22 protein-coding genes are annotated in these 21,502 nt (G+C 72.8%); 10 read left to right on the top strand and 12 right to left on the bottom strand.

What is annotated here, in order from left to right; genetic code table 11:
• Positions 1 to 35: 35 nt before the first annotated feature.
• The 3 genes from ACGFK0_RS11920 to ACGFK0_RS11910 all read left to right on the top strand — a co-directional run bounded on the left by ACGFK0_RS11920 (position 36) and on the right by ACGFK0_RS11910 (position 1,411).
• Positions 36 to 422 (top strand): ankyrin repeat domain-containing protein, encoded by a 387-nt coding sequence (locus ACGFK0_RS11920; protein WP_392903393.1) that lies wholly within the window; start codon positions 36 to 38, stop codon positions 420 to 422.
• A 217-nt stretch (positions 423 to 639) separates the two neighbouring features.
• Positions 640 to 777, top strand: coding sequence for a hypothetical protein (locus ACGFK0_RS11915; protein ID WP_392903391.1), 138 nt, complete (start codon positions 640 to 642; stop codon positions 775 to 777).
• A gap of 25 nt (positions 778 to 802) precedes the next feature.
• Positions 803 to 1,411: a sigma-70 family RNA polymerase sigma factor gene (locus ACGFK0_RS11910; protein WP_392904044.1), complete on the top strand. Its 609-nt coding sequence runs from the start codon at positions 803 to 805 to the stop codon at positions 1,409 to 1,411.
• A gap of 250 nt (positions 1,412 to 1,661) precedes the next feature.
• On the opposite strand, the gene ACGFK0_RS11905 is transcribed toward ACGFK0_RS11910, so the two are convergent.
• The 5 genes from ACGFK0_RS11905 to ACGFK0_RS11885 all read right to left on the bottom strand — a co-directional run bounded on the left by ACGFK0_RS11905 (position 1,662) and on the right by ACGFK0_RS11885 (position 7,098).
• Positions 1,662 to 4,268 (bottom strand): tetratricopeptide repeat protein, encoded by a 2,607-nt coding sequence (locus ACGFK0_RS11905; protein ID WP_392903388.1) that lies wholly within the window; start codon positions 4,266 to 4,268, stop codon positions 1,662 to 1,664.
• Positions 4,268 to 4,636: a hypothetical protein gene (locus tag ACGFK0_RS11900; protein WP_392903384.1), complete on the bottom strand. Its 369-nt coding sequence runs from the start codon at positions 4,634 to 4,636 to the stop codon at positions 4,268 to 4,270. The genes ACGFK0_RS11905 and ACGFK0_RS11900 overlap by 1 nt, the downstream gene beginning before the upstream one ends.
• A gap of 207 nt (positions 4,637 to 4,843) precedes the next feature.
• A complete protein-coding gene (locus tag ACGFK0_RS11895; protein WP_392903382.1) occupies positions 4,844 to 6,025 on the bottom strand; it encodes a hypothetical protein in 1,182 nt (393 codons plus the stop codon).
• An 81-nt stretch (positions 6,026 to 6,106) separates the two neighbouring features.
• Complete coding sequence (locus ACGFK0_RS11890; protein WP_392903380.1) at positions 6,107 to 6,298, bottom strand: DUF397 domain-containing protein; 192 nt, start codon at positions 6,296 to 6,298, stop codon at positions 6,107 to 6,109.
• The gene (locus ACGFK0_RS11885) at positions 6,289 to 7,098 is read right to left on the bottom strand and encodes a helix-turn-helix domain-containing protein (protein ID WP_392903378.1); all 810 of its coding nucleotides are present in this window, start codon (positions 7,096 to 7,098) and stop codon (positions 6,289 to 6,291) included. The genes ACGFK0_RS11890 and ACGFK0_RS11885 overlap by 10 nt, the downstream gene beginning before the upstream one ends.
• Before the next feature lie 135 nt (positions 7,099 to 7,233).
• Here ACGFK0_RS11885 and ACGFK0_RS11880 point away from each other — a divergent pair, with 135 nt between their 5' ends.
• The 4 genes from ACGFK0_RS11880 to ACGFK0_RS11865 all read left to right on the top strand — a co-directional run bounded on the left by ACGFK0_RS11880 (position 7,234) and on the right by ACGFK0_RS11865 (position 11,258).
• On the top strand, positions 7,234 to 7,629 hold the full coding sequence (locus ACGFK0_RS11880; RefSeq protein ID WP_392903376.1) for an ATP-binding protein: 396 nt from the start codon (positions 7,234 to 7,236) through the stop codon (positions 7,627 to 7,629).
• 163 nt (positions 7,630 to 7,792) lie between these two features.
• Positions 7,793 to 8,596, top strand: a complete 804-nt coding sequence (locus ACGFK0_RS11875) for a carotenoid biosynthesis protein (protein ID WP_392903374.1) — start codon at positions 7,793 to 7,795, stop codon at positions 8,594 to 8,596.
• Positions 8,584 to 10,053: a phytoene desaturase family protein gene (locus ACGFK0_RS11870; protein WP_392903372.1), complete on the top strand. Its 1,470-nt coding sequence runs from the start codon at positions 8,584 to 8,586 to the stop codon at positions 10,051 to 10,053. Before ACGFK0_RS11875 ends, ACGFK0_RS11870 begins: the two co-directional genes overlap by 13 nt.
• Positions 10,050 to 11,258 carry a glycosyltransferase gene (locus ACGFK0_RS11865; RefSeq protein ID WP_392903370.1) on the top strand — a complete coding sequence of 403 codons (1,209 nt, stop codon included), beginning with the start codon at positions 10,050 to 10,052 and terminating at the stop codon, positions 11,256 to 11,258. Before ACGFK0_RS11870 ends, ACGFK0_RS11865 begins: the two co-directional genes overlap by 4 nt.
• Here the strand turns inward: ACGFK0_RS11865 and ACGFK0_RS11860 are convergent.
• Complete coding sequence (locus ACGFK0_RS11860) at positions 11,149 to 11,850, bottom strand: glycerol-3-phosphate acyltransferase (RefSeq protein WP_392903368.1); 702 nt, start codon at positions 11,848 to 11,850, stop codon at positions 11,149 to 11,151. The genes ACGFK0_RS11865 and ACGFK0_RS11860 overlap by 110 nt on opposite strands.
• 40 nt (positions 11,851 to 11,890) lie before the next feature.
• Between ACGFK0_RS11860 and ACGFK0_RS11855 the strand changes: the two genes are divergently transcribed.
• On the top strand, positions 11,891 to 12,559 hold the full coding sequence (locus ACGFK0_RS11855) for a spheroidene monooxygenase (protein ID WP_392903365.1): 669 nt from the start codon (positions 11,891 to 11,893) through the stop codon (positions 12,557 to 12,559).
• Between the two features lie 5 nt (positions 12,560 to 12,564).
• On the opposite strand, the gene ACGFK0_RS11850 is transcribed toward ACGFK0_RS11855, so the two are convergent.
• From ACGFK0_RS11850 to ACGFK0_RS11835, 4 genes are all read right to left on the bottom strand, one after another.
• Positions 12,565 to 13,674 (bottom strand): phosphate acyltransferase, encoded by a 1,110-nt coding sequence (locus ACGFK0_RS11850; RefSeq protein ID WP_392903362.1) that lies wholly within the window; start codon positions 13,672 to 13,674, stop codon positions 12,565 to 12,567.
• 1 nt (position 13,675) lies between these two features.
• Positions 13,676 to 14,572, bottom strand: coding sequence for a phytoene/squalene synthase family protein (locus ACGFK0_RS11845; protein WP_392903360.1), 897 nt, complete (start codon positions 14,570 to 14,572; stop codon positions 13,676 to 13,678).
• Positions 14,569 to 16,038: a phytoene desaturase family protein gene (locus ACGFK0_RS11840; protein WP_392903357.1), complete on the bottom strand. Its 1,470-nt coding sequence runs from the start codon at positions 16,036 to 16,038 to the stop codon at positions 14,569 to 14,571. Before ACGFK0_RS11840 ends, ACGFK0_RS11845 begins: the two co-directional genes overlap by 4 nt.
• A 129-nt stretch (positions 16,039 to 16,167) precedes the next feature.
• Positions 16,168 to 17,634: an SDR family oxidoreductase gene (locus ACGFK0_RS11835; protein WP_392903354.1), complete on the bottom strand. Its 1,467-nt coding sequence runs from the start codon at positions 17,632 to 17,634 to the stop codon at positions 16,168 to 16,170.
• A gap of 169 nt (positions 17,635 to 17,803) precedes the next feature.
• On the opposite strand from ACGFK0_RS11835, the gene ACGFK0_RS11830 reads away from it, so the two are divergent.
• Positions 17,804 to 18,301, top strand: coding sequence for an RNA polymerase sigma factor (locus ACGFK0_RS11830; protein ID WP_392903351.1), 498 nt, complete (start codon positions 17,804 to 17,806; stop codon positions 18,299 to 18,301).
• 62 nt (positions 18,302 to 18,363) lie between these two features.
• Complete coding sequence (locus ACGFK0_RS11825; protein WP_392903348.1) at positions 18,364 to 19,188, top strand: DUF1722 domain-containing protein; 825 nt, start codon at positions 18,364 to 18,366, stop codon at positions 19,186 to 19,188.
• On the opposite strand, the gene ACGFK0_RS11820 is transcribed toward ACGFK0_RS11825, so the two are convergent.
• Positions 19,179 to 19,832 carry a DUF1990 family protein gene (locus ACGFK0_RS11820; RefSeq protein ID WP_392903345.1) on the bottom strand — a complete coding sequence of 218 codons (654 nt, stop codon included), beginning with the start codon at positions 19,830 to 19,832 and terminating at the stop codon, positions 19,179 to 19,181. The two genes, ACGFK0_RS11825 and ACGFK0_RS11820, sit on opposite strands and share 10 nt — an antisense overlap.
• Positions 19,829 to 21,256, bottom strand: coding sequence for a DUF1990 family protein (locus tag ACGFK0_RS11815; RefSeq protein ID WP_392903342.1), 1,428 nt, complete (start codon positions 21,254 to 21,256; stop codon positions 19,829 to 19,831). Before ACGFK0_RS11815 ends, ACGFK0_RS11820 begins: the two co-directional genes overlap by 4 nt.
• Between the last annotated feature and the right edge of the window lie 246 nt (positions 21,257 to 21,502).

The following is a 21,502-nucleotide window of genomic DNA, read 5'->3' as shown; positions in this document are numbered from 1 at the left end:
GGGGACGGGGAACACGCGATCAGGAAGAACCACTCATGAGCGACGCCACACTGACGAACGAGCAGACCGAGCGCATCATCGCGATCGCCATGGACTTCGCCAGGGAAGGCGACACCGGGCAACTGGCCGAGTTCATCGACCATGGACTCCCGGTCGACGCGGCCGACCCGAACGCGAACACACTGCTCATGCTCGCCGCCTACCACGGGCACGCGGAGACGGTCCGCGCCCTGCTCGACCGCGGCGCGAACCCGGATCTGCGCAACGCGCGCGACCAGTCCCCCATCGCCGGTGCACTGTTCAAGGGCGCGGACGACGTCGTCACCGTCCTCCGCGAGGCCGGCGCGGATCTCGACGCGGGCACGCCGAGCGCACGGGCCGCCGCGGCCATGTTCGGCCGGCAGCACCTCCTGACCGGCTGACATCGAGAAGCTGGACCTGCCCGGCTACCGCCTGCTGCCCGCGACCCGCGCCGACCTGCTCACCCGCCTCGGCCGCACCGCCGACGCCGTCGCCGCCTACGACGAGGCGATCACCCTGGCGGCCAACGACACCGAACGGACCTTCCTGCGGACGCGACGCACGCGCCTGACCCCGGACACCGGGATATCCGGAGACGGCTCGGGTAGCCCCCCGGTCATGAGCAGAGATGACAAGGACGCTCGCGAGGTCGCCGAAGAACTCGCCGAAGAACTCGCCGAGAACCCCGACGATCCGAGGTTCCGCGACCGTCGTCCTGGCGTTCGCGCGCGCTCGCCCGAAGAAGGGGAGACCTGAGCAGGAGCGGAGCCCCCTGATGTTCATGACCGACCCCGGCACGGACCGGGAGAGAAGGCGGTTCGAACGGGACGCGGTGCCCTATCTCGACCAGCTGTACGCCGCCGCGCTGCGCATGACCCGCAACCCCGCCGATGCAGAGGACCTCGTCCAGGACACCTACGCCAGGGCCTACTCCTCGTTCCGCCAGTTCAAGGAAGGCACCAACTTAAGGGCCTGGCTCTACCGCATCCTGACCAACAACTTCATCAACGAGTACCGCAAGAAGCAGCGGCGGCCCGTCCAGTCGGCGGGAGAGGACATCGAGGACTGGCAGCTGGCGGAGGCCGCCTCGCACACGCCGGCCGGCCTCAAGTCGGCCGAGACCACCGCGCTTGAACGCCTCCCCGATTCGGAGGTGAAACAGGCCCTGGCCGACCTGCCGGAGGAGTTCCGGCTACCCGTCTACTTCGCCGACGTGGAAGGCTTCGCCTACAAGGAGATCGCGGAGATCATCGGGGTTCCGATGGGGACGGTCATGTCCCGGCTTCACCGGGGCCGCCACCGGCTGCGCGCGCAACTGGAGGACTACGCCCGCGAACACGGATTCGCCACCACCGCCACCACCGCCGGCGCCCCGGCCGCCGGTCGCTGATCCGTCTCGACTCGTGCGTCCGGATCGCGATTGTTCAGCGGATTGCCGGGCAGTGGCCAACGAGCCGCCGACCGCGGGCGTGAGCTCAGATGGAGAACGACGTCCGCCCGGCAAAGGAGGGAACCATGCCGTACGCCTCATTTCATGGGCAGACCGACAGCGATCAGGCCACCGGCCGCATCACCGTCGAACCCGCCCGTCGACCGGCCCGGGACAACGGTGATCGGTGCTCGACGGCGATTTCGCGGCCCTACTCCGGATGCCGCGCCGGCGCCGCGGGCGGGGAGGCGTCCCAGGGTTCGGCGATGGACCCGTCGACGTCCCAGCCGTAGCGTTCGAGCCGGTCGGCTTCGTCGACCAGGCCGCTCTTTCTCAGGAGCCGCGCGGCCGCGTTGAGCGGCCCCTTGCTTTCGGGGCCCTCCCGGCGGATGAGGTCGAGAGCCTCGGCGGGTATGTTCCGGTCGGCCAGCAGCCTGGCCAGCCTCGTCGTCTCCTCGGACGCCTGGGACTCGGCGATCTGGCGGAACAGCGCCATGGCCTCCGCCCAGCGTTCGTCCTCGGCCAGCAGGTCGGCGGCGACCCGGAGCGCCTCCAGGTCGCCAGCCGCCCCCCGCTCGTGCAGCAACAGCAGCGCCTCGTCGTGCCGCCCGGACTCCCAGAGCACCTCGGCCGCCTCACCGGCCCCCGGGTCGTCCGCCGGCCGAGAAGGCGCCGTGGTGTCGCCGAGCCTCCGCAGCGTGGCGGCCACCTGCGGCAGGGCATCCGGATGACCTCCGCGGAGCGCCGCCAGCCACCAGTCCAGCGCCTCCTCGAACCGCCCGGCCCTGGCCCGCCCCCCCGCCATCGCGGCGCTCGCGTAAGGGTTGCCGCCCTCGGCCACGTCCCGCACCCACTCCGGGACGGCGGCCGAACCGTACTCCAGCAGCACCAGCCTGGCACTCTCCTCGAACGCCTTCTGGCCGCCGAGGTCGGCGGCACGCCGGAACAGTTGCAGCGCGACCGTCCGCCGGCCGGTGGCGCACACCGCCCGTGCCGCGGACATCCAAGCCGCCGGGTCGTCCTCGGTGAGAAGTCCCGCCTCGACCAGGAGGCGTTCAGCGTCGTCGAGCGTCTCGTCGTCGCCCGCCTTGACGCGGTCGGCCACCCACCTGCGTGGAGTCCGCGCCTCCCGGTCAGCGTCTCCGGGCGGCGCACCGGCGTCCCCGCCGACATCGGACGGCCATGAATCGAGCTCGGCCGACCGTAACCCTGCCTCCGGGGCCGGTGACTCGGCCTCGGCCGCCGCCTGGGCGGCGTGTCGTTCGGCCAGCATCTCGTCCAGCATCGCGTGGCCGCCCGCGGCCTCATAGAGACGAAGGATGCGCTCGTCTCGGGTGAACCCGAATCCGTACCAGTAGTCCATGTCATGGGCGGCGGCGAGGCCGAGGTATCCCAGTTTGTCGGCGGCGTCCATGAGGATCTCGGTCAGCCGCTCGCGGGCTTCGGGGATCCCGGCTCGTGCGGCCGCCAGGCACCAGGCGGCGGACTCCTCGTTCCGCCCGGCCGAGCGCAGCAGGTTCGACACCTTGAACTGCCAGAGGGGCCCGCCGCTCCTGGCGTACAGCCGCACCGCGAGTTCGAGGAGCCCCCGGTTGCGGGCCGCGTCGGCGACCCAGGCCAGCTCTCCCGGCTCGGCGTGATCGATGATCGCCTCCCACAGCCGGGCGGGCGGCAGCAGCGCGTGCCGGGTGCCCAGTCCCGTCTGCTCCAGGTAGTCGGCGAGCCGGAACGTCTCCACCCCGTCCGCCGGTGAAGAGACCCTGCTCAGCGGGCCGCGTATCCCGTGCAGGGGCGTCGAGGCGTGGCCGAACGCGGCGTCGGCCCAGTCCTCCGGCAGCCCGTCGCGCTGGGCGTCGGACAGGTATCCGGCGGCGGCATGTGCCAGCAGCGCGCGCGGCAGATCCACGCCGTGCCCGAGGCGGCGGGCGTCGATGGCCGCGTCGATCAGCGCCCGCACGGGCGGCGGCGCGTTGCGGTAGCGCTCCAGCAGGGCCGGGGCTCCGGCCAGGAACTGGGGAACCCGGCCGTCCGCGGCACGCGCGGCGGCCTCGGCGAGCCTCGCGTCCTCGCGTGCGAACAAGCGCAGGGCCTGCAGATCCCGCTCGGAGAACACGGCGGGTACGGAGATGTCGCCGCCCCGCAGCAGGGCGCGGGCCTGCGCGTGCGGATCCGATCCGTCCGCGGTCACGGCCGGCGTGGTGAGCCGGTACCAGGGCTCGGGCCAGATCGTCCCGAGGATCAGCACCGGCCCGCGATCCGGGTCGCGGACGAGCGTGCGCAGCCCGGCCGCCGCCTTCTCGCCCAGGCCGTCGCCGGGCGTCAGAAGAAGGTTCTGCGCGTCGTTCAACCAGATGACCGTGTGCGGGGCGACGGCGTCGAGTCCGCCCAGGAGCCGGTCCGGGTCCGTCGGGTGCCACAGCGTCCACGGCTCGGGCAGTTCCTGCACGGCCTCCCACGCGGCCCGGGTCTTGCCGGTCGACGACTCGCCGACCAGCATCGCCGTCGTGCTGCGCCCTGCGCTCGCCGCCCGGACGCGGTCGCGGAGCACCTCGTCGTGCGGGCGAGGCACGTAGCGCGGCAGCGGCGGAACGTCCCGGTCCGGCTCCACGACGATCGCCCGGTGTACCTCCAGATCGAACGGATCGTGGCGGGAGACGGGCTGTCCGGGCGGGACGGGCGGCGGGCTGCCGGGGGACGCCTCGAAGATCACCGTGGCATCGCCCTTGATCTTCTCCAGCCTGACCAGATGCCCGGCCACCTCGGTGCCCGTCTCGCCCGCCGGTGGGGGACGATCCTTGCCGCGCCGCCGGCGCGTCATCAGGGCTCGTCCTTGATGTGCAGCGGGCCGTCGACACCCGAAACCCGGTCGTAGTTCCCGCCGACCGCCGTGCCCGGTCCTGGCGCGGGAAGCGCCCCCGGTCGGGACCTGCGCCGGATCACCACCGATCCCTTGACCTTGCGCACGTCCGTGTAGGAGCCCCCGACCCGGAGGCCGCCTCCGCCGCCCGCCGCGACGGCGCCCCAGACCGCCACGAGCACCCCGGCCAGCGCCACGAACAGGTTCACCACACTGGCGACCTTGTCGGCCTTGTCCCAGCCGACCGACGCCATGTACATCGCGAGCACCGCGAATCCCACCACCGCGACGAGCCCGCCGGACCAGATCAGAACCTTCGCTCGCCGCATCCCCACCCCAGCTTCGCCGACATCGGATGCCGGCAGAACGCGCACGCCTGAACGCGGATTCCCATATGAGGTGACCAAACGCGGCCATCCGGCGATCGCACGTACCGGCCCCGGAACGAGCCCTACCTCGCACGGCGTGCCAGGCGGCGGGCCGGTCTGGGATCGTCCCGCCCGGTGTGAGGGACAACTCGGGTGCCTGCCGGGTCATCAGGCCGTCGGCCTGGAAGGGCCGGCACGCGGAAGCACGCTGATCCCGGGATGGTCGGCGCGGAACCTGGCCAGCTTCGCGGCCGTCACCTGTGTATCGACGAGGTCGAGGTGGTCGAGGTCGTACTGCTCGACCACCGGAACGATCGCATCGCTGACCGGTGTCCCTCGGAGACTCAGCGACGTGATGTGCGTGACGCCGCCGAGTAGCGTTTTCACGTCCTCATCGGCGGCGGCGGTGAGACGGATGGTCAGGTTGTCCAGCTTCGCCGGCAGCCTCGTCGAGCCGGCGACATTGGCTGCCGTAAGGCTCACCCTGCGCAGAGACGAAGAGAAGGCGGCGTCCAACCAGAGAGCTTCCTTCGCGCTGAGATTCACGCTCGTAAGGTGGGGAGCGACTTCGGCCAGCATTTCCTGACCCCACGGGCGCGGCGGAAGGTCGGCAATCGTCAGATCGGCGAGGGCGCCGAGTCGTCCGCCGTTGGCGCCGGCGTGGAAGACGCTCGGTTCCTTGAGATGCAGGCGCAGGATCCGCAGTTTCGGGAATCGGAGGAAAGCCGACATGGCTTCGCCCTCGATCGTGCACACCCCATGTTCGAAGATTTCAACGCATGGCAGGTCCGGCAACGCGGAAAGCAGATGGTCATCGAACTCTTCGGTCATCAGGGCGAACGACCACACCGCGCCGGAAGCGGTCGCCAGAGGTTCGAGGTCGAAGCGATGCCAGCACTCAGAACGCGTGTGAATACTGAACGGGGTGCCGTCATGCCGAGGCGGCAGAGCCGGCCCCAGAACGTGAAATGGTGGTGCGCCTTCTTCGGAATGATAAAGACGGGAATCGTCATTCGTGAAGCGCCCGCAACACACGACTTCGATGACCGTCGCCGTGCCCGTCTCGCTGACCGCCCCGACATTCACCCATTCGGGGACGTGGCCGTCGCGCCACAATTCGGCCACGACGGTTTCCGCGTCGCATCTGTTCAGCGCGGCAGCCCGGCGATGGGCGCTGTCCTCCGGAAACCGCAACTCGCCGGGTCGTGGTGCGTGCCCGTCGTAGGACTGGTTGAGCCGCACCCGGAACACCAGCGGCTCCGGCAGCTCCTCGGAGACCAGCGACTGGGCGAACTGCCACGCGGCCTGAGCCGATGCGGCGAACCGCGCGGCGAACACCTCCCGATCCACCCGGCCAACCTACGCCCGAAGAGTGGAGAGGAGGTACCGGCCCGGTCGGCCGGCCCCGGCGTGATGATCGGTGCCGAGTGGTCAGTAGGCGTCGGCGACGGACTGGACGGCTGTGCGCAGGGCCGCGCGGGTCAGTAGGAGGACGGGGCCGTCCGGGTCCTTGCTGTCCCGCACCGCCACCGCCGCACCGGCCACGTCCGCCAGCTCGACGCACTCACCGCCGTTGGGCCCGCTGTGCGTGCTCTTGCGCCACTTGGCGTTTGTCAGGTCCATTTTTCCTGGATGACCTTTCGGATCAGTTCACCCGACATCTCCTGCGAGAGTGCCTGAGAACGGAGCTCGAACAAGGTTCGCGCCAGGCTGGACAGCTCGGCCGGGTTGTCCGTGGTGATACCTCGGATCGCTGTCTCGATGTACGCGATCTCGCTCCGATCCTCCATCGTCGCAACCACGAAGGCACCTAGGACGCCCTCGTGCTCAGCACTAGACAACACTACTTGAACCGTGACGTAGGGCAACAAACTCAGCTTTAGAAGGTGTTCGAGTTGTTCCCGCATCGTCTCGGGGGTTCCCACGCGGTTGTGGAGCACGTGTTCGTCGAGCAGGAGCACGACGATTGGGGGGTTGGTCTCTTTGTCCCCGGAGAGGATGGCTTGGCGACTGATGCGAGCGTCTGCCGCTTCTTGGTTATCCCGTAGCAGGGCCAAGGCGTAGGCCGGAGTCTGGGCCAGGCCGGGAATCACCGAATGCTGCCAGCAGACCAGCATTACCGCGTCGGCCTCGACCTGTGGCCAGTCGAACCAGAGCGGGACCGGGTGGCCGTCCTTGTTCAGGTCCTCCCACAGGCTGATGAGAGAGCCGCCCGCTTCCAGGTAGTCGTCCACGGCGACCACGAATGACCGTGTGGCGCGCTTCTTCCCGCTCTCGATGCGGCTGACCTGGGGGCCGCTCACCTTCGCCAGATGAGCGATGGTCTCCTGCTTGACGTCCTTGGCCTCCCGCATTCGGCGCATCTGACGGCCGAAGGCGACGAGGGCGGGCGACTCGCGGGGGCGTTGGCGTCGCGGGGGCATGGATCCTGCCTCTCGGCGGCATCTGTCGAGGTCCGGGGTTGACCTACCGCTCTTTGCCATCTCTGGGCGGTAGGCACATCGTAACCCGAAGATGGCGCACTGTGTGCTGCAAGCCACACACAGTGAGGAGAGGTCATGGGGCAGGCGGCGACGGAGAACGAGATGGTGGTGAAGCAGGACCTCAGAATGGTCGCGGAGGTCCGGGAGTTCGTGCGGCTGGTCACCGGCCAGTGGGGCATGGACGACTTCGTGCCGTGCCTGGTGGCCAGTGAGCTGGTCACCAACGCGCTCCGCTATGCGTCCGAGCAGGACGGCGACGTGATCCTGCGGCTGGACCGCACCGCGGACGACGCGCTGTGGATCGAGGTCCAGGACGCGACCGGCGACCTGCCCCACGTCCAGCAAGCGGACATGGTCAGCGAGGTCGGCCGGGGCCTGTTCATCGTCGACCAGTTCTCCCGCCGCTGGGGCGTCCGCCCCCTGGCCGGCAACGGCGGCAAGGTCGTTTTCGCGGTCATCGACCGCACCTGAAGAACACGCGGAGGGACGGACCCCCGGTGCGTCCCTCCGCTACCTGCCTGCCGTACGTGCGGCCTCGCGGCGGTTCGTGTCGCACCGATCTTCTCCCTTGGGCGTCCGGGGGGCGGGGTTGGTCCGAAGAACAGGTGTGGGGTTGATGAGGAGGGGCCGCGCGGTGGGGCGCGGGCGGGGGCCGGACGGGCTGGTGGTGGCGGGTGCCGGTTGCCTGGGGGGAATGGTCGCGGCTCAGGTGGCGTCGGGCGCGGGTTCGGATCCGGTGCGGCTGACCGGTCCGGTGGTGGGTCTGCTGGCGGCGGGGGCCGCGTGCTTCGTCGCGTCGCGGCGGGGGTTCGGGCGCGCGGGCGGGGCCGTTGGTGCGGCGGTGGCCATCGGATACGCGGCGGAGTGGATCGGAGTGCGGACGGGTGTCCCGTTCGGGAGGTACTCGTACACGCCGGTGCTGCGGCCCCAGGTGGGCGGTGTTCCGGTGGCGGTCGCGGGGGCGTGGGCGGGTATGGGGCTGGCGTCGCACGCGGCCGCCGCCACGCTCGTCCCGGAAGGGCGGAAGGGGACGCGTGTGGCGGTGGGGGCCGCGGCGCTGACGGCATGGGACGTGTTCCTGGACCCGCAGATGCTGCGGCTCGACCTGTGGAGGTGGGAGGACCCCGGGGTGTACCGGGGTGTGCCCGTGGGCAACTTCGCCGGGTGGCTGGGTGTGTCGGCGCTGCTCATGGCGGTGACGGACCCGATCGTGGGGTGGGAACGAGACGCTCCGGGGTGGCTGGTGGCGCTTTACGGGGTGATGGCGGCGATGGAGACGCTGGCGTTCGCGGCGGTGTTCGATCCTCCGGACCGGTTGGTCGCGGTGGCCGGTGGGACGGCGATGGGCGCGTTCGCCGTCCCGGCGGCGGTGCTGGCGTTCAGGCGGCGGACGGCGAGGAGCCCGTGGCCCGAGGGGAGGCCCGCATGGCGGAGGTGATCGTGGTCGGTGGCGGCGTCGGCGGGATGGTCGCCGCGTTGCTGCTGGCACGCGGCGGCCACCAGGTCCGGTTGCACGAGAGGCTGGGGCGGCTGGGCGGCAAGCTCGCCGAGCGTGAACGGGACGGGTTCACGTTCTCGCTCGGCCCGTCGCTGCTCACACTGCCCGGCCTTTTCCGGGAGTTGGGGGTCGAACGCGAAACCGTCCTGCTAGACGAGCTGTGCCGGTACCGGTTCGCGGACGGGTCGCGCCTGCACGCCTTCCGCGACCCCGACCGGATGGCCGCGGAGGTCGACCGGCTGGCCGCCGGTCAGGGCGCGGCCTGGCGGGCCTTCCACGCCTGGGCGCAAGGCTGTCTGGCGGCGTCGCAGCGGACGTTCTTCGCCGGCCCGGTGGGCCGTCCCCCGGACGGCGCCCGGCTCGGGGACCTGGCGGCGGTCGCGCCGGGACGGACCTTGCACGGGCTGGCCCGGCGCTTCTTCACCGACCGGCGGCTGCGGCAGTACGTGGGGCGGTACGCCACGTACGCCGGGTCGAACCCGTACCGGGCGCCCGCCGCGCTGGGATGCGTCCCGGCGATCGAGCACGGGGACGGCGGCTGGTACGTGCCGGGCGGCCTCGCCCGGCTCGCCGGCGACCTGGCCGGGCTGGTGACCGCGGCCGGTGTGGAGGTCCGTACCGGCAGCGAGGTCGCGCGCGTCGTCGCGGACGGCGACGCGGTCGCGGGCGTGGTACTGGCGTCGGGGGAGCGGGAGGCGGCGGATGCGGTGGTGGTCAACGCCGACGCCGCCGTGCTGTACGGCCGGCTGCTGCCCGACCGGCGCCGGGTGCGCAGGATGGCCCGCCTGGGGCCGTCGTCGTCGGCGCTGCTGATCCTCGCCGGTGTCGAGGGACGGACCGAGGGGCTGCCGCATCATTCGGTGCTGTTCTCGGCCGACTACCGTCGCGAGTTCGGCGACATCTTCCAGCGGCGCGAGCCGCCGCGGGACCCGACCGTCTACATCGGCTGCTCGGCGGTGGACGACCCTGCTCAGGCGCCGCCGGGGGCGGAGAACCAGGTGATGCTGGTGAACGTCCCCGCCGGAGACCCCGGGCGGTGGCCGATGACGCCGGAGGACTACGGGGAGCTGGTGCTGGAGCGGCTCGCGCAGCGCGGGCACGACCTGGCGGGACGGCTCCGGTTCATGGAGCTGTTCACCCCCGCCGATCTGCGGGACCGGTACGGCGCGCCGGGCGGGGCGATCTACGGCACCGCCTACGGGGGGCGGGCGGCGCCGCTGCGCAGGCCGGGCAACCGCGGGCCCCGGCGCGGCCTGTACCTGGTGGGCGGCTCGGTGCACCCGGGCGGTGGGCTGCCCCTGGTCGCGATGGGCGGCCGCATCGTCGCGTCCCTGGTGCAGCAGGACTTCCCCGTCGCCGGCGGGTCGAACGCCGGCCACGGAGGGGGCCGGGCATGAGGGCCCTGACCGCCGCCCAGGCGGCCGCGGCCCTGGTGGTGGCGGCGCGGCTGGCGCGGGGACGCGACCGTCCTGCGCCGCTCGACGCGTGCGCCGCCCCGGGGTCGGCGGAACCGGTCTCGGTGGTGATCCCCGCCCGCGACGAGGAGGCCCGGATCGAGGCGTGCCTCGCGCCGCTGCTGGCCGATCCGGCGGTGCGGGAGGTGATCGTCGTGGACGACCGGTCCCGCGACGGCACCGCGGAGCTGGCCGCCAGGTCGGGCGCGACCGTCGTCGCGGGCGCGCCGCCACCGGCCGGCTGGGTGGGCAAGCAGTGGGCGCTGCGGCAGGGCGTGGAGGCGGCGGCCGGGCCCGTCGTGGTGCTGCTGGACGCCGACACCCGTCCCAGGGCCGGGCTGTGCGCGGCGCTGGCCGGACTGCTGGACACCTGCGACCTGGTCAGCGCCGGTCCCCGGTTCGTCACCGGCGGTGTGGCCGAGCAGGCGCTGCACACCGCGTTCCTGACCACGCTGGTCTACCGGTTCGGGCCGATCGGCCCGGCGGCGAGGACGCCCGGCCGCCTGCTCGTCAACGGCCAGTGCATGGCTTTCCGTAACGCGGCGATGGTGAAGGCGGACGCGTTCGCCCGTGTGCGCCGCCATCTCACCGACGATGTCGCGCTGGGCCGGCTGCTCGCGCGGGACGGCTGGAAGGTCGCGTTCGTCGATGCGGGCGCGCTGCTGGAGGTCGACATGCACACGTCCGCCGCCGACGTGTGGCGCCAGTGGGGCCGCTCGATCGCCCTGCGGGACGTCACGACGCCCGCGCGCCTCGCCGGAGACCTGGCGGTGGTGTGGCTGGCGGCGGCGCTGCCGGTGCTGCGGCTGGTCGCCGGGCGTCCCACGCCGCTCGACCTCGCCCTGCTGGGACAGCGGCTCCTGCTGACGGCGGCCCTTCGCGGCAGCTACCGCGAACCGGGACCGGGCCTGGTGCTCTCACCGCTGCTGGATCCGGTCGCCGCCGTCCGGCTGACGCAGGCCGCGCTGCGGCCCGGCCGCACCTGGCGCGGCCGCACCTACGGACGCGACGCGGTCGGCCTCGCCGGGCGGTCCGCCGTCACACCCGCGCGCCGGTGCGGCGGTCCGCCGGAAGCGCTGCACGACGGCCCGCACGACGGCCCGCTGCGCGGTCGGCACGTGCCGCCTGGCCGAAACGCAGCCCGATGAGGGACATCAGCGCCCCGGTGCCGGCGACGTGCGCGGCCGGGGCGAACAGCAGTTGCAGCGCGGGGAGCGAGAACACCGCGACGCGCGCTCCCCGGGCGAAGGAGCGTCCGCCGGCGCCGGTCGCCGCCAGCAGCCCGAGACCGAGCCCGAACGCGGGAGGGCAGATGACCGCGAAGCCGCCCGCGAACGTGAGGACGCAGCGCCCGCCCCTGCGGCCGGCGAACACCGGCCACGCGTGCCCGGCCATCGCGGCGCCGACCGCCGCGTACACCGGCACGACACTGGCCCCGCGGACCGTGCCCAGCGGGCCCGTCCGCGCCCCGCTGGCCGCCAGCCCCAGCAGGCCCGCCGCCGTGCCCTTCAGCAGGTCACCGGCGAACACCGGCGCGGCCGACCGCCCGCCCACGCGCTGCATGACGTTCCAGAACCCGGGATTGCGGTCGCCCACCGAGCGTGGGTCGAACCCGTGGACGCGTCCGACCAGGACCGCGACCGGTATCGAGCCGAGCAGGTAGCCGCCGATGACGGGCACGAGCAGAGATCGCGCGGAAACGGGCGTCGCGGGCGGGGATGGCCTTGGCAGTGGTGTCATCGCGTCGTTTCACCTCGTCAGATATGCGGGTGTGGGCGCCATGCGGCACATGGCGTTCGACCGGCCGGAGCTGCGCGCCTGCGGCGGGTTGCGGTTCTGGAGGCTGCTCGGCACGGGCCGCGGCCGGTCCATGAGCCTGGGCGCCGACCTGCGCCGCTGGGCGCTGTTCGCGGTGTGGGACGACGAGGCGGCGCTGGACGGCTTCCTGGAGTCCTCGGCGATCGCCGCCCGGTGGCGTGCGGAGGGTGAGGAGTCGTGGCATGTGCGCCTCGCGCCGCTGGCCTCCCGCGGCGGCTGGGGCGGACGTGACCCGTTCGGGCCGGAGGTCCCCGCGTCCCCGCGGGGCGCCGCGCCTCGGGCGCCCGGTCCCGTGGCCGTCCTGACCAGGGCTTCGATCCGCCCGGCGCGGCTGGTGGCGTTCTACCGGTCGATCGCGGACGTGGACCGGGCGCTGCGCCGCGAGGACGGCTGCATCGCGTCGGTCGGCGTGGGGGAATGGCCGCTGGCCCGGCAGGCGACGTTCTCGCTGTGGGAGGACGACGCCGCCATCGCCCGCTTCGCCTACCGGGAGGGTGCGCACCGCGACGTCATCGGGCGGGTTCGCGGCGAACGCTGGTACGCCGAAGAGCTGTTCGCGCGTTTCGCGCCGTACGGAAGCCGGGGCACCTGGGACGGCCGCGACCCGTTGCGCGCTCACGGCCGGGACTGACCGCCTCACGTGACCGTGCCCAGCGCCGGAGGGCCGCTCACCGGCACCGGGTCCTCTCCGGCGGCCAGCTCGGACGCGACCAGGCAGGCGCGGGCGATGGCGGCCGATGCCGAGGAGCCGTGCGCGACGACGACCGTCCCGGTCAGGCCCAGCAGCGCCGCGCCCCCGTGAGTGTCGGCGTCGTACAACCGCCCGACCTCGTCCAGCCTGCGGGGTTCGGCGATGCCCGCCCTGGCGACGAGGCCGAGGGTCGTGCGGACGCAGCCTTCGATGTTCTTCAGCACGACGTTGCCGGTGAAGCCATCGGTCACGACCACGTCGACGGTTCCGGCCAGCACGTCGTGGCCCTCGACGTTGCCGTGGAAGCGGACGGGCACGGCCGGCAGCAGCCGCCCCGCGGAGCGGGTGAGCCGGTTGCCCTTCCCGCGTTCGGATCCGATGGACAGCAGGCCGACGACCGGATCGGGCACGCCGAGGACGTTCCGTGCGTACGCGGCGCCCATCAGCGCGAACTGCGCGAGCATCTCCGCGGTCGGATCGGCGGTTCCGCCCGCGTCGATCAGCACGGTCGAGCCCGCCGGGGTGGGGAGGGCCACGGCCAGCGCGGGACGCAGAACACCCTCCCGGCGCCCGAAGGTGCGGACCGCGCCCGTCACGACGGCGCCGGTGGAGCCGGCCGAGACGAACGCCGCCCCCTCGCGCCGGGCCAGCTCGCAGCCGGCCATCAGGCTCGTCCCGGGCCGGGCCGCGGCTCCCGCGCCCGGCTCGGCCATCGGCACGACCTCGCCGGCGTGCAGGACGCCGACCTCGCCGGCGGCGCCGTGCCGCCGCAGTTCACGGCGGATCGCCTCGGCCCGGCCGACGAGGACCACCGGCACACCGTGTTCCCGCCGCGCCGTCAGCGCGCCCGGTACCGTCTCGGCCGGCCCGTGATCGCCGCCCATCGCGTCCAGGACGACGGGCCGGGCCATACCGCCCGCCACACCGCCCGCCACACCGCCCGCCACACCGCCCGCCACACCGCCCGCCACACCGCCCGCCATGCCGCCCGCCACACCGCCCGCCGCGCCGCCCGCCGGCGGCCTCCGGTCGCCGGTCATGTCGGCGCCGGCCATGTCAGGCCGTCCGGGACGGGAGGCGCCGCTCGGCCCGGCCGGCGGCGGAGGCGGCCAGCAGGTGCCGCGCGAAGATCGTGGCCCTTCGGCGGCGCGGCACCCGGACCCGCGCCGCCAGGACGTCGTGGCCTGCGGCGGCGATCCGGTCCAGGATGCCGCCGTACAGTTCGTACGCGGCGCGGATGCAGGGCCGCGAGGACGGCGCCAGCAGCTCCACACCCGCCAGCGCGCGGCGGTAGTGGTCGCGGGCACGGCCGGCCTCGAACGCCACCAGGTCACGCATCCCCCGGGTGCAGCCGCCGGCGAGGTCGGCCTCGGCCACCCCGAACCTGCCGAGGTCGGCTCGCGGCAGGTAGACGCGGCCGCGGGCGAGGTCCTCGGCCACGTCCCGCAGGAAGTTGGTGAGCTGGAACGCCCGCCCCAGCTCACGGGCGGGCTCGCGGGCGAGCCGCTCGGCGCCCGGCACCGTCTCCAGCACCGGGAGCATCATCAGCCCGACGGCGGCGGCCGACCCCTCCATGTAGACGAGCAGGTCGTCGTAGGTGTCGTAGCGCGTGACGGTCAGGTCCGTGCGCATCGACCGCAGGAACGCGTCGATGTCGCCCCGTTCGACGCCGAAGGAGCGCACGGTGTGCACGAACGCGGGCAGCACCGGGTCGCGGACCGGTTCGCCCGCCAGGCACGCCTCCAGCCGGCGGGTCACCTCGTCGAGCGCGTCCGCACGTCCGGCCACGTCATCGGAGGTGTCGACGATGTCGTCGACATGCCGGGCGAAACCGTACAGGGCGTGCACGTGCCGCCGTTTCCACGACGGCAGCAGAAGCGTGGCCAGGTAGAAGGAGCGCCCGTGGTGGGCGTTGAGGCGGCGGCAGTGCTCGTAGCTCGTGGTCAGCGTCATCGGCTCCCCTCCAGGATCCGTGCGGCGGCCAGCCTGCCGGAGATCAGGGCGGGTGGGACGCCCACGCCCGGCGCGGTGTACATCCCGGCGACGTGCAGGCCCGGAACCCGGCGGACACGGCCCGAGGGCCGCAGCCATGCCGTCTGGCGGAAGCGGTGATCCAGGGCGAAGGGCGTACCGGCCGAGTGCCCCAGCCGCGCCCACGCCGGCGGATCGAACGTGATCTCCGGTGCCGCCGCCAGGTCCCCGTAGCCCAGGTCGGCGAGGCGGCTCAGCATGCGGCGCTCCAGCCGCGGCGTGAGACGCTCCCAGTCGGCTCCGCAGGCGAGGTTGGGGACGGGTTCCAGCACGCTCAGCGTCGAGTGCCCGGCCGGCGCGGCGGCGGCGTCGGCGCCGGGACAGGTGACCAGCAGGCTCGGGTCGGGCTGCGGACGTCCGGACGCCAGGGCGGAGAACGTGGCCGCCCACTCCCGGCCGAAATGCAGGGTGTGGTGCGCCTGTCCGGGCAGCCGCCGGTCGAGGCCGAAATGCATGACCAGGCAGGACGGCGAGTAGCGCGGCCGGCGCAGCCGCCAGTCGCCGGCCGCCGCGGGCAGCAGCCCCGCGTGGGCCCGCACCAGATCGCAGGCGATGACGGCGTGGCTCGCGGCGAGCCGTTCCCCGGTGTCCAGCCGGACGGCCGTCACACCGGACGCGTCCGTCTCGACCCGCTCGGCGCGCACTCCGTACCGGATGCGGGCGCCGGCCTTCTCCGCCACCGCGGCCATGGCGTCCGGGATCGCGCGCATGCCGCCGCCGGACGGGAAGTACACGCCGCCGACGGTGTCCATGTGCGCGACGACGGCATAGATCGCCAGCGCCTTGTCCGGAGCCAGCCCGACGTACAGCGCCTGGAACGTGTGCGCCCTGATGAGCCGCTCGTCGGTCAGCTGCGAGGCCGTGAACCTGTCCAGGCGGCGGAACCCGCCCGCCGCCGCCAGCTTCAGCAGCGCGGCGGGCCGGGCCATGCCGCGCAGCCGGGTCATGTCGGCGTCGATGAACGACGACCATTCCGCTTCGAACATCGCGCCGAGCCGCCGCCGGTACCGCAGATACCGGGCGGCCTCCTCCGGCCCGCACAGGGCCCGGACGTTCTCGGCCATCTCCTGGGCACCGGCCACCACGTCCAGCCGCGACCCGTCATGGAAGGCCAGCCGGTAGAACGGGTCCAGGCGCCGCAGAGGCAGCAGTGTCTCGACGTCCTCCCCGGCGGCGCCGAACGTGTCGGCCAGCACGTCCGGCATGGTCAGCACCGACGGACCGGTGTCGAACCGGTACGGCCCGAGGTTCGCCGACCCGCAGCAGCCGCCCGGCTCGTCGTGGGCCTCGACCACCACGACCTCGCGGCCCCGGGCAGCCAGGTGAATCGCCGCGGACAGGCCGGACAGGCCCGCCCCGACCACGACGACCGGACCGCGCGCCGCCATCAGCGTCGCCCGCGCGAGCCGTCACCCCGTGTCACACGATGTCGAAAGCGCACTGTCCCCTCCACCGTCGTCCGTACGGTCCTGTCCAGTTCTTCGGGGCATGGCGGCACGTCGGTTGCCTCCCCCCGGTCAATGCGGCCGCTCGGCCGCGCGGGCGATGCCGCGGCACATCCCTCCGAAGACCCGGTTGTGGAACGGCCGGAACGCCCACCAGTACGCGTGGCCGACCAGCCCCCGCGGGTGGAACAGCGCCCGCTGCGTGAACAGGGTGCGGCCGTCCTCCTGCGACACGCCGAGTTCCAGCCAGGCCAGGCCGGGCAGCCGCATCTCGGCGCGCAGCCGCAGCAGCCGTCCCGTCTCGATCTCCTCCACCCGCCAGAAGTCCACCGTCTCCCCGATGCGCAGCCGGCGCGGGTCCCGGCGGCCTCGCCGCAGCCCGACACCGCCCACCAGCCGGTCGATGAGGCCCCGTGCCCGCCAGGCGGCGGGGAAGGAGTACCAGCCGCGTTCCCCGCCGATCGCCTCGATGACCTCCCACAGCCGCTCGGGCGGAGCGTCCGTGCGGCATGAGCGGTCGTCGGTGTAGAGGCTGCCGCCGGCCCAGTCCGGGTCCGTCGGCAGCGGATCGCTCGGGGCCCCCGGGACGCCGGCCGACGACCAGCGCGTGGCGACATCCGCCTCACGGACCCGGCGCAGCGCCAGCGCCACCGACTCGTCGAAGCCGGTCGGCCCGTCCGGCGGGGGCGGGATGTACCGGCTGATGTCGTTCTCGCCGCACACGACCTCGTTGCGCAGCGACTCCACCAGCGGACGCGCGAGACCACCGGGGACCGGGGTGATCCCACCCACCCACAGACTCGACAGCCAGGGGCTCAGCACGGGCACCGGGACGATGAGCCGCCGGTTCAGGCCTGCCACGGCGGCGTACCGGTGCATCATGTCGGCGTAGGTGAGCACGTCCGGCCCGCCGATGTCGAACCCGCGGTTCACGTCGGCGGGCAGGTCCGCGGACGCCACCAGGTAGTGCAGGACGTCGCGGATCGCGATCGGCTGGATCCGGCTTCGCACCCACCGCGGCGTGACCATCACCGGCAGCCGCTCGGTGAGGTAGCGCAGCATCTCGAACGACGCCGAACCCGAGCCGATGATCACCGCAGCGCGCAGCCACACCGCGGGCGCCCGGCCGTCCAGCAGGATCCTGCCGACCTCGGCGCGGGACCGCAGATGCGGCGACGGGTCCTCCTCCGGATCCATGCCGCCGAGGTAGACCACCCGCCGCACTCCCGCGTCCCCCGCCGCCTCGGCGAAGACGCGGGCCGCCCGGCGGTCGTTCTCGGCGAAACCGCCGGCGCCGCCGATCGCATGGATGAGGTAGTAGGCGACGTCGACACCGTCCAGCGCGCGCCGGGTCGACTCCGGATCGGTGGCGTCGGCCTCCACGACCTCCACCCGCCCGGCCCAGGGATGATCGCGCAGCCGCCGCGCCGAACGGGCCATGCACCGCACGCGGTGACCGGCGTCCAGCAACTCGGGGACCAGGCGCCCCCCGATGTAGCCGCTGGCCCCCGTCACCAGGCACAGGAATGGGCGGTTCACGACCGGCCTTCCCTTCGGCGTCGCAGTCGCATCACTTGCCGCTGCCTACCCGGCGCTGACGTGCACAAGCGCACGGCGCCCGGATTTTGCCGCCACCGGAAGCAACGACCCCGCAGGCCACCGCGCTCGCCGAATTTTGAAGCGTTTCCTCTGGGGGACGGGTGTGGGCATGACCCTTGGACACAGGCTCGCGCGGGGCGACGAGACGGCGCTGACCGAGTGCTATGCGACGCTCGGGCCCCTGGTCCGGCACCACGTGGCGAGGCTGGTGCCCGGCCACGCGGTCGACGACGTCGTCCAGGTGGCCTTTCTGGAGCTCTGGCGGACACGCCGGCGCTTCGACCCGTCACGGGCTCTCGCACCGTGGGTCCTGTCCATCGCGCGCAGGCGCGCCATCGACCAGATCCGCTCCGAAGCACGCCATCGCCGCAGGGCCGCGCCGCTGGAGGAGGCCGGCCGGGTTCCCGACCCGGCGCCCGCCCTCGACGCCGCGTGCGACGTCCGCGGAGCTCTCGCGGTCCTGCCCGTCGCGCAGCGGCAGGCGATCGTGCTGGCCCACTACGGGCACCTGACCCAGAGGGAGATCGCCGACCGGCTGAACATCCCGCTCGGCACTGTCAAGGCGCGCACCAGCCGCGGGCTGCGCCGGATGAGGGAGCTGCTTTGACCGCACCCAGGCCGCCACCCGGACCCGCTCCCGCCGATGGCCATCCACGCCCCAGGCTCGCCGTGACAGGCTGCCTGCCGGACGCGCCGGTCCGCCCCGGCAGCGGCCACGGCTGCGACCGGTTCCTCACCGGTCCCCTCGCACACCACGTGGACTGGGTCCCCGTCCGCCCGGAAATGGAGATCGGACTCGGCGCGTCCCGCCCGCGCCTGCGCCTGCGCACCGACGAGCTGGGCGCCGCCAAGGACGAGACCGCCGGCCGCACCTGGGCGATGACCGCACTGGAGAACGGCCGCATCCTCGACATCGCCGACGTCGACGGGTATGTGTTCGATCCCGGCTCGCCCAGTTGCGCACTGCTGAACCTGCCGCGCTACGCGTCCGGGCTCAACGATCCCGTCCTGCGCGAGCACTTCGTCGAACGCGTCTTCGCGCGGGCCGGGCTCCGTGAATTCTTCGCCCGCGATCGGCGTCCCCGCGACCTCGTCGCCTTCCACAGCCGCCACAAACTGCAGGTTCTCGCTCATGACCCGTCCGCCTACCGGGAACTGGGCCGGATCGTCGCCGGAGCCGGCACCCGCGGCCGAGGCGAACTGGAAGCCGACTACCGGCGCGCATTCGACCGGGCTTTGGCCGTCCCTCCGAAACGCGGTCGCCACACCAACGCGCTGCTGCACGTCCTCGGCCCTATGAGCGAACACCTCGACCCGGCTCGCCGCCACGACATCGTGGCGGCCATCGAGTCCTACCGGCGCGGCGAGGCACCGCTCAGCGTCCCGATCGCCCTGCTGCGCCACCACGCCGAAGCCGAGCACCTCGATTACCTCTCACAGCAGACCTACCTGAACCCATTTCCACCTGACCTGGTTCCCCGCCATCACCTGTGACGAGACCGGTCGTCCGCGGCGAGTGCGGCCGTCGTCAGCGCGGCCATGCGCCAGCACGACCGTTTGTAGAATCTGACCTGCGTGATCCGGCCGAAGAGAATGAAGCCGAGACGCACGATGGGGTTCGGGATGGGCGCCCGCTGCGAAAAGGCGTGGATGTGGAACTCCACCTCTCCGGTGTCGAGCCATTTGCGCACCTCCTGGTTCATCTGGCCGCGTTCGAGGTGCCCCTTCAACGTCCGGTAGTTCCATCCCCACACCCTCGCCCGGCGTCCGTCCCGTTCGATGACGCCGTCGACGACGTCTCCGATGCGGAGGCCGAGGTAGAAGTGCAGTCCGTAGAACCGGCCTTCGAGCAGCATGTTCCGGCCCGGCTCGGGAGGGCCCGAACGGCAGATCTCCCGGATGATGGCCGGATCGGCGTATTCGTAGTTCCGGACGAGCCGCCGGGCGACCTCCCAGCTTCCTCCGGCGACCGGCGGACCGGGCGGCTCCGCCGGCAGCGGCTGCCGGTAGTCGTCGACATGCCAGCCGCTCTCCGGGCGGTTCATGTCGTGCTGGTGCGGATCGAAGTTGAGGGGGAGCCGGTCCAGGCCTGCGTGCAGCCGATGCATCCGCCGCCGGACGCGTGCGCTCCTTCTCATGGGGCCGTCTTCTCCGGCTGACGCCGCCGTACCCGGCGCGGAACCCCGGCACGGCGGGCCACCTGCTGGACGGTGGCGTAGGTCGGCCCTCGCACCTGCTGAAACAGCCCCGCAGGGCTCAGTCCCGAGATGGAGTTCCGGGCTGGATCGAAGCGCATCGGTTCACGGTCATCGCTCCGTGCAGGCCCCTGGAGCCGGAGTTCACCGAATCGCTCCCAGGGGCCGAACTCGGTCGCCACCACGAGATCCATCAGCAGTGGCCGATCGTCCAGGGCGCCCGCGAGTGCCGGGAGGCCGGCCGGGATGGTCCCGGCCTGCCGCGCGGCCGCGCCCAGCAGCACCCGGCGGTCACCGGCGCGGTATGCGAGCAGGGAGCCGTAGAAGGACGGGCTCCACCTGGCCGCCGGCCGGAGCAGGTGGCGGCCCAGCCGGGAATGCCCCGTCGTGGCCAGCAGCAGCTCCGCGGTGGGCCCCGGTTCCGCGTCCCGGCCCTGCGGCTGCCGCCATCGCAGCGCCAGACCCAGCAGGTCCGGCAGCGCGGGCGGAAGGCCCACCGCGCGGGACAACCGCACCCGGCCCCGCAGCTCAGCGCGATCGTCGAGGAACGGAACCCCCCAGTACCGGGACGTCCCGTGCAGGACGAGGGTGGCGTCGAACACCAGGCCTTCGGGGTGCAGGGGCCGGTCGCGCAGCCGTGCCGCCAGAGCGAAGGTTCGCGTGACCACCGCCGAGAGCGCCCGGGTGACGAGCCGCTTCCGCCCGGGCTCGGAGACGTCCGCCCGCTGGGTCTGGACCTCCACGTCACCGATCATGTGGCCACCGGACAGCTCGGCGACCCGGGCGCAGAAATGCGTCCACATGTGAAGCTGCATTTCCTTCGCGATGCCCAGCCCCTCATAAAGAGCCTCTGACAGCCGGTCGCCGCTTCGCGCCCAGGACTCGATCGTGAAGACAAGGCCGTTCCCCTCGGTGCCCCTCGCCCGGAACTCGATCTCACCGGCCTCCAGATGCCCGCTCAGCGTCACGAACCGGAATGACTCCGGCGTCCGTTCCACCACCCGGATCGGGCAGTTCCAAGGCCCCGGCATGTGGACGACGTACTCGTCTCCCAGCCCCAGGGGCCTGCTGACTTCCGAAATCTTGTCGAAGACGGCGATCTCCACCGGTGAGGCGGCGTTGAGATCGTCACCCAGGCGTCCGATCAGCTGCTCCGCGGTCAGCGGGCTGCCGGAGATGCGGACCGTGTAGCGCCGCTGGTAGATCGGCCCGAACCCCTCCCGCAGATCCTGGACCCGATCCCCGCCGCGGCGCGGGATCCGCTCGATCTCCGAGACCGCCCCCGTACGGAGCCGGCCCCGCGGTACCCGGCGGGAACCCCGCAACCACCGCCACACGGCGATGCCCATGCCCGCCGGCCAACGCACCGCACGCGCCCGCCTCCGCCAACGCAGTCGCACGGCGCCCCCCGATGTCGCCCTTCGCCATCCCTCGAAACCCTGGCTCCGCTGGGCCAACGGGCAGCCCCATACCCGACCTGACCAGGCCGAACCTCCGAAACACCACGCTGAGTCGCGGACGTCGCCCCCGGTCCATGTAAGAGATCGGTAAGGACCGGGTCGGCACGGCCGTGTACCCGGGCGGCGAGAACCGGGCCGTCCTCTGGCACAAGA

The sequence above is a fragment of the Spirillospora sp. NPDC048823 genome (genome assembly GCF_043198445.1).
Classification (GTDB): domain Bacteria; phylum Actinomycetota; class Actinomycetes; order Streptosporangiales; family Streptosporangiaceae; genus Spirillospora.
This window is presented reverse-complemented; position numbering and strand designations above follow the sequence as displayed.

Excerpts from the sequence above, each read along its gene's own strand:
- ACGFK0_RS11905 (WP_392903388.1), bottom strand. The coding sequence starts at position 4,268 with ATGACGCGCCGGCGGCGCGGCAAGGATCGTCCCCCACCGGCGGGCGAG.
- ACGFK0_RS11850 (WP_392903362.1), bottom strand. The coding sequence starts at position 13,674 with ATGGCCGGCGCCGACATGACCGGCGACCGGAGGCCGCCGGCGGGCGGC.
- ACGFK0_RS11880 (WP_392903376.1), top strand. The coding sequence starts at position 7,234 with ATGGGGCAGGCGGCGACGGAGAACGAGATGGTGGTGAAGCAGGACCTC.
- ACGFK0_RS11830 (WP_392903351.1), top strand. The coding sequence starts at position 17,804 with ATGACCCTTGGACACAGGCTCGCGCGGGGCGACGAGACGGCGCTGACC.
- ACGFK0_RS11820 (WP_392903345.1), bottom strand. The coding sequence starts at position 19,832 with ATGAGAAGGAGCGCACGCGTCCGGCGGCGGATGCATCGGCTGCACGCA.
- ACGFK0_RS11885 (WP_392903378.1), bottom strand. The coding sequence starts at position 7,098 with ATGCCCCCGCGACGCCAACGCCCCCGCGAGTCGCCCGCCCTCGTCGCC.
- ACGFK0_RS11855 (WP_392903365.1), top strand. The coding sequence starts at position 11,891 with ATGCGGCACATGGCGTTCGACCGGCCGGAGCTGCGCGCCTGCGGCGGG.
- ACGFK0_RS11860 (WP_392903368.1), bottom strand. The coding sequence starts at position 11,850 with ATGACACCACTGCCAAGGCCATCCCCGCCCGCGACGCCCGTTTCCGCG.
- ACGFK0_RS11920 (WP_392903393.1), top strand. The coding sequence starts at position 36 with ATGAGCGACGCCACACTGACGAACGAGCAGACCGAGCGCATCATCGCG.
- ACGFK0_RS11900 (WP_392903384.1), bottom strand. The coding sequence starts at position 4,636 with ATGCGGCGAGCGAAGGTTCTGATCTGGTCCGGCGGGCTCGTCGCGGTG.
- ACGFK0_RS11865 (WP_392903370.1), top strand. The coding sequence starts at position 10,050 with ATGAGGGCCCTGACCGCCGCCCAGGCGGCCGCGGCCCTGGTGGTGGCG.
- ACGFK0_RS11910 (WP_392904044.1), top strand. The coding sequence starts at position 803 with ATGACCGACCCCGGCACGGACCGGGAGAGAAGGCGGTTCGAACGGGAC.
- ACGFK0_RS11840 (WP_392903357.1), bottom strand. The coding sequence starts at position 16,038 with ATGGCGGCGCGCGGTCCGGTCGTCGTGGTCGGGGCGGGCCTGTCCGGC.
- ACGFK0_RS11890 (WP_392903380.1), bottom strand. The coding sequence starts at position 6,298 with ATGGACCTGACAAACGCCAAGTGGCGCAAGAGCACGCACAGCGGGCCC.
- ACGFK0_RS11915 (WP_392903391.1), top strand. The coding sequence starts at position 640 with ATGAGCAGAGATGACAAGGACGCTCGCGAGGTCGCCGAAGAACTCGCC.
- ACGFK0_RS11870 (WP_392903372.1), top strand. The coding sequence starts at position 8,584 with ATGGCGGAGGTGATCGTGGTCGGTGGCGGCGTCGGCGGGATGGTCGCC.
- ACGFK0_RS11845 (WP_392903360.1), bottom strand. The coding sequence starts at position 14,572 with ATGACGCTGACCACGAGCTACGAGCACTGCCGCCGCCTCAACGCCCAC.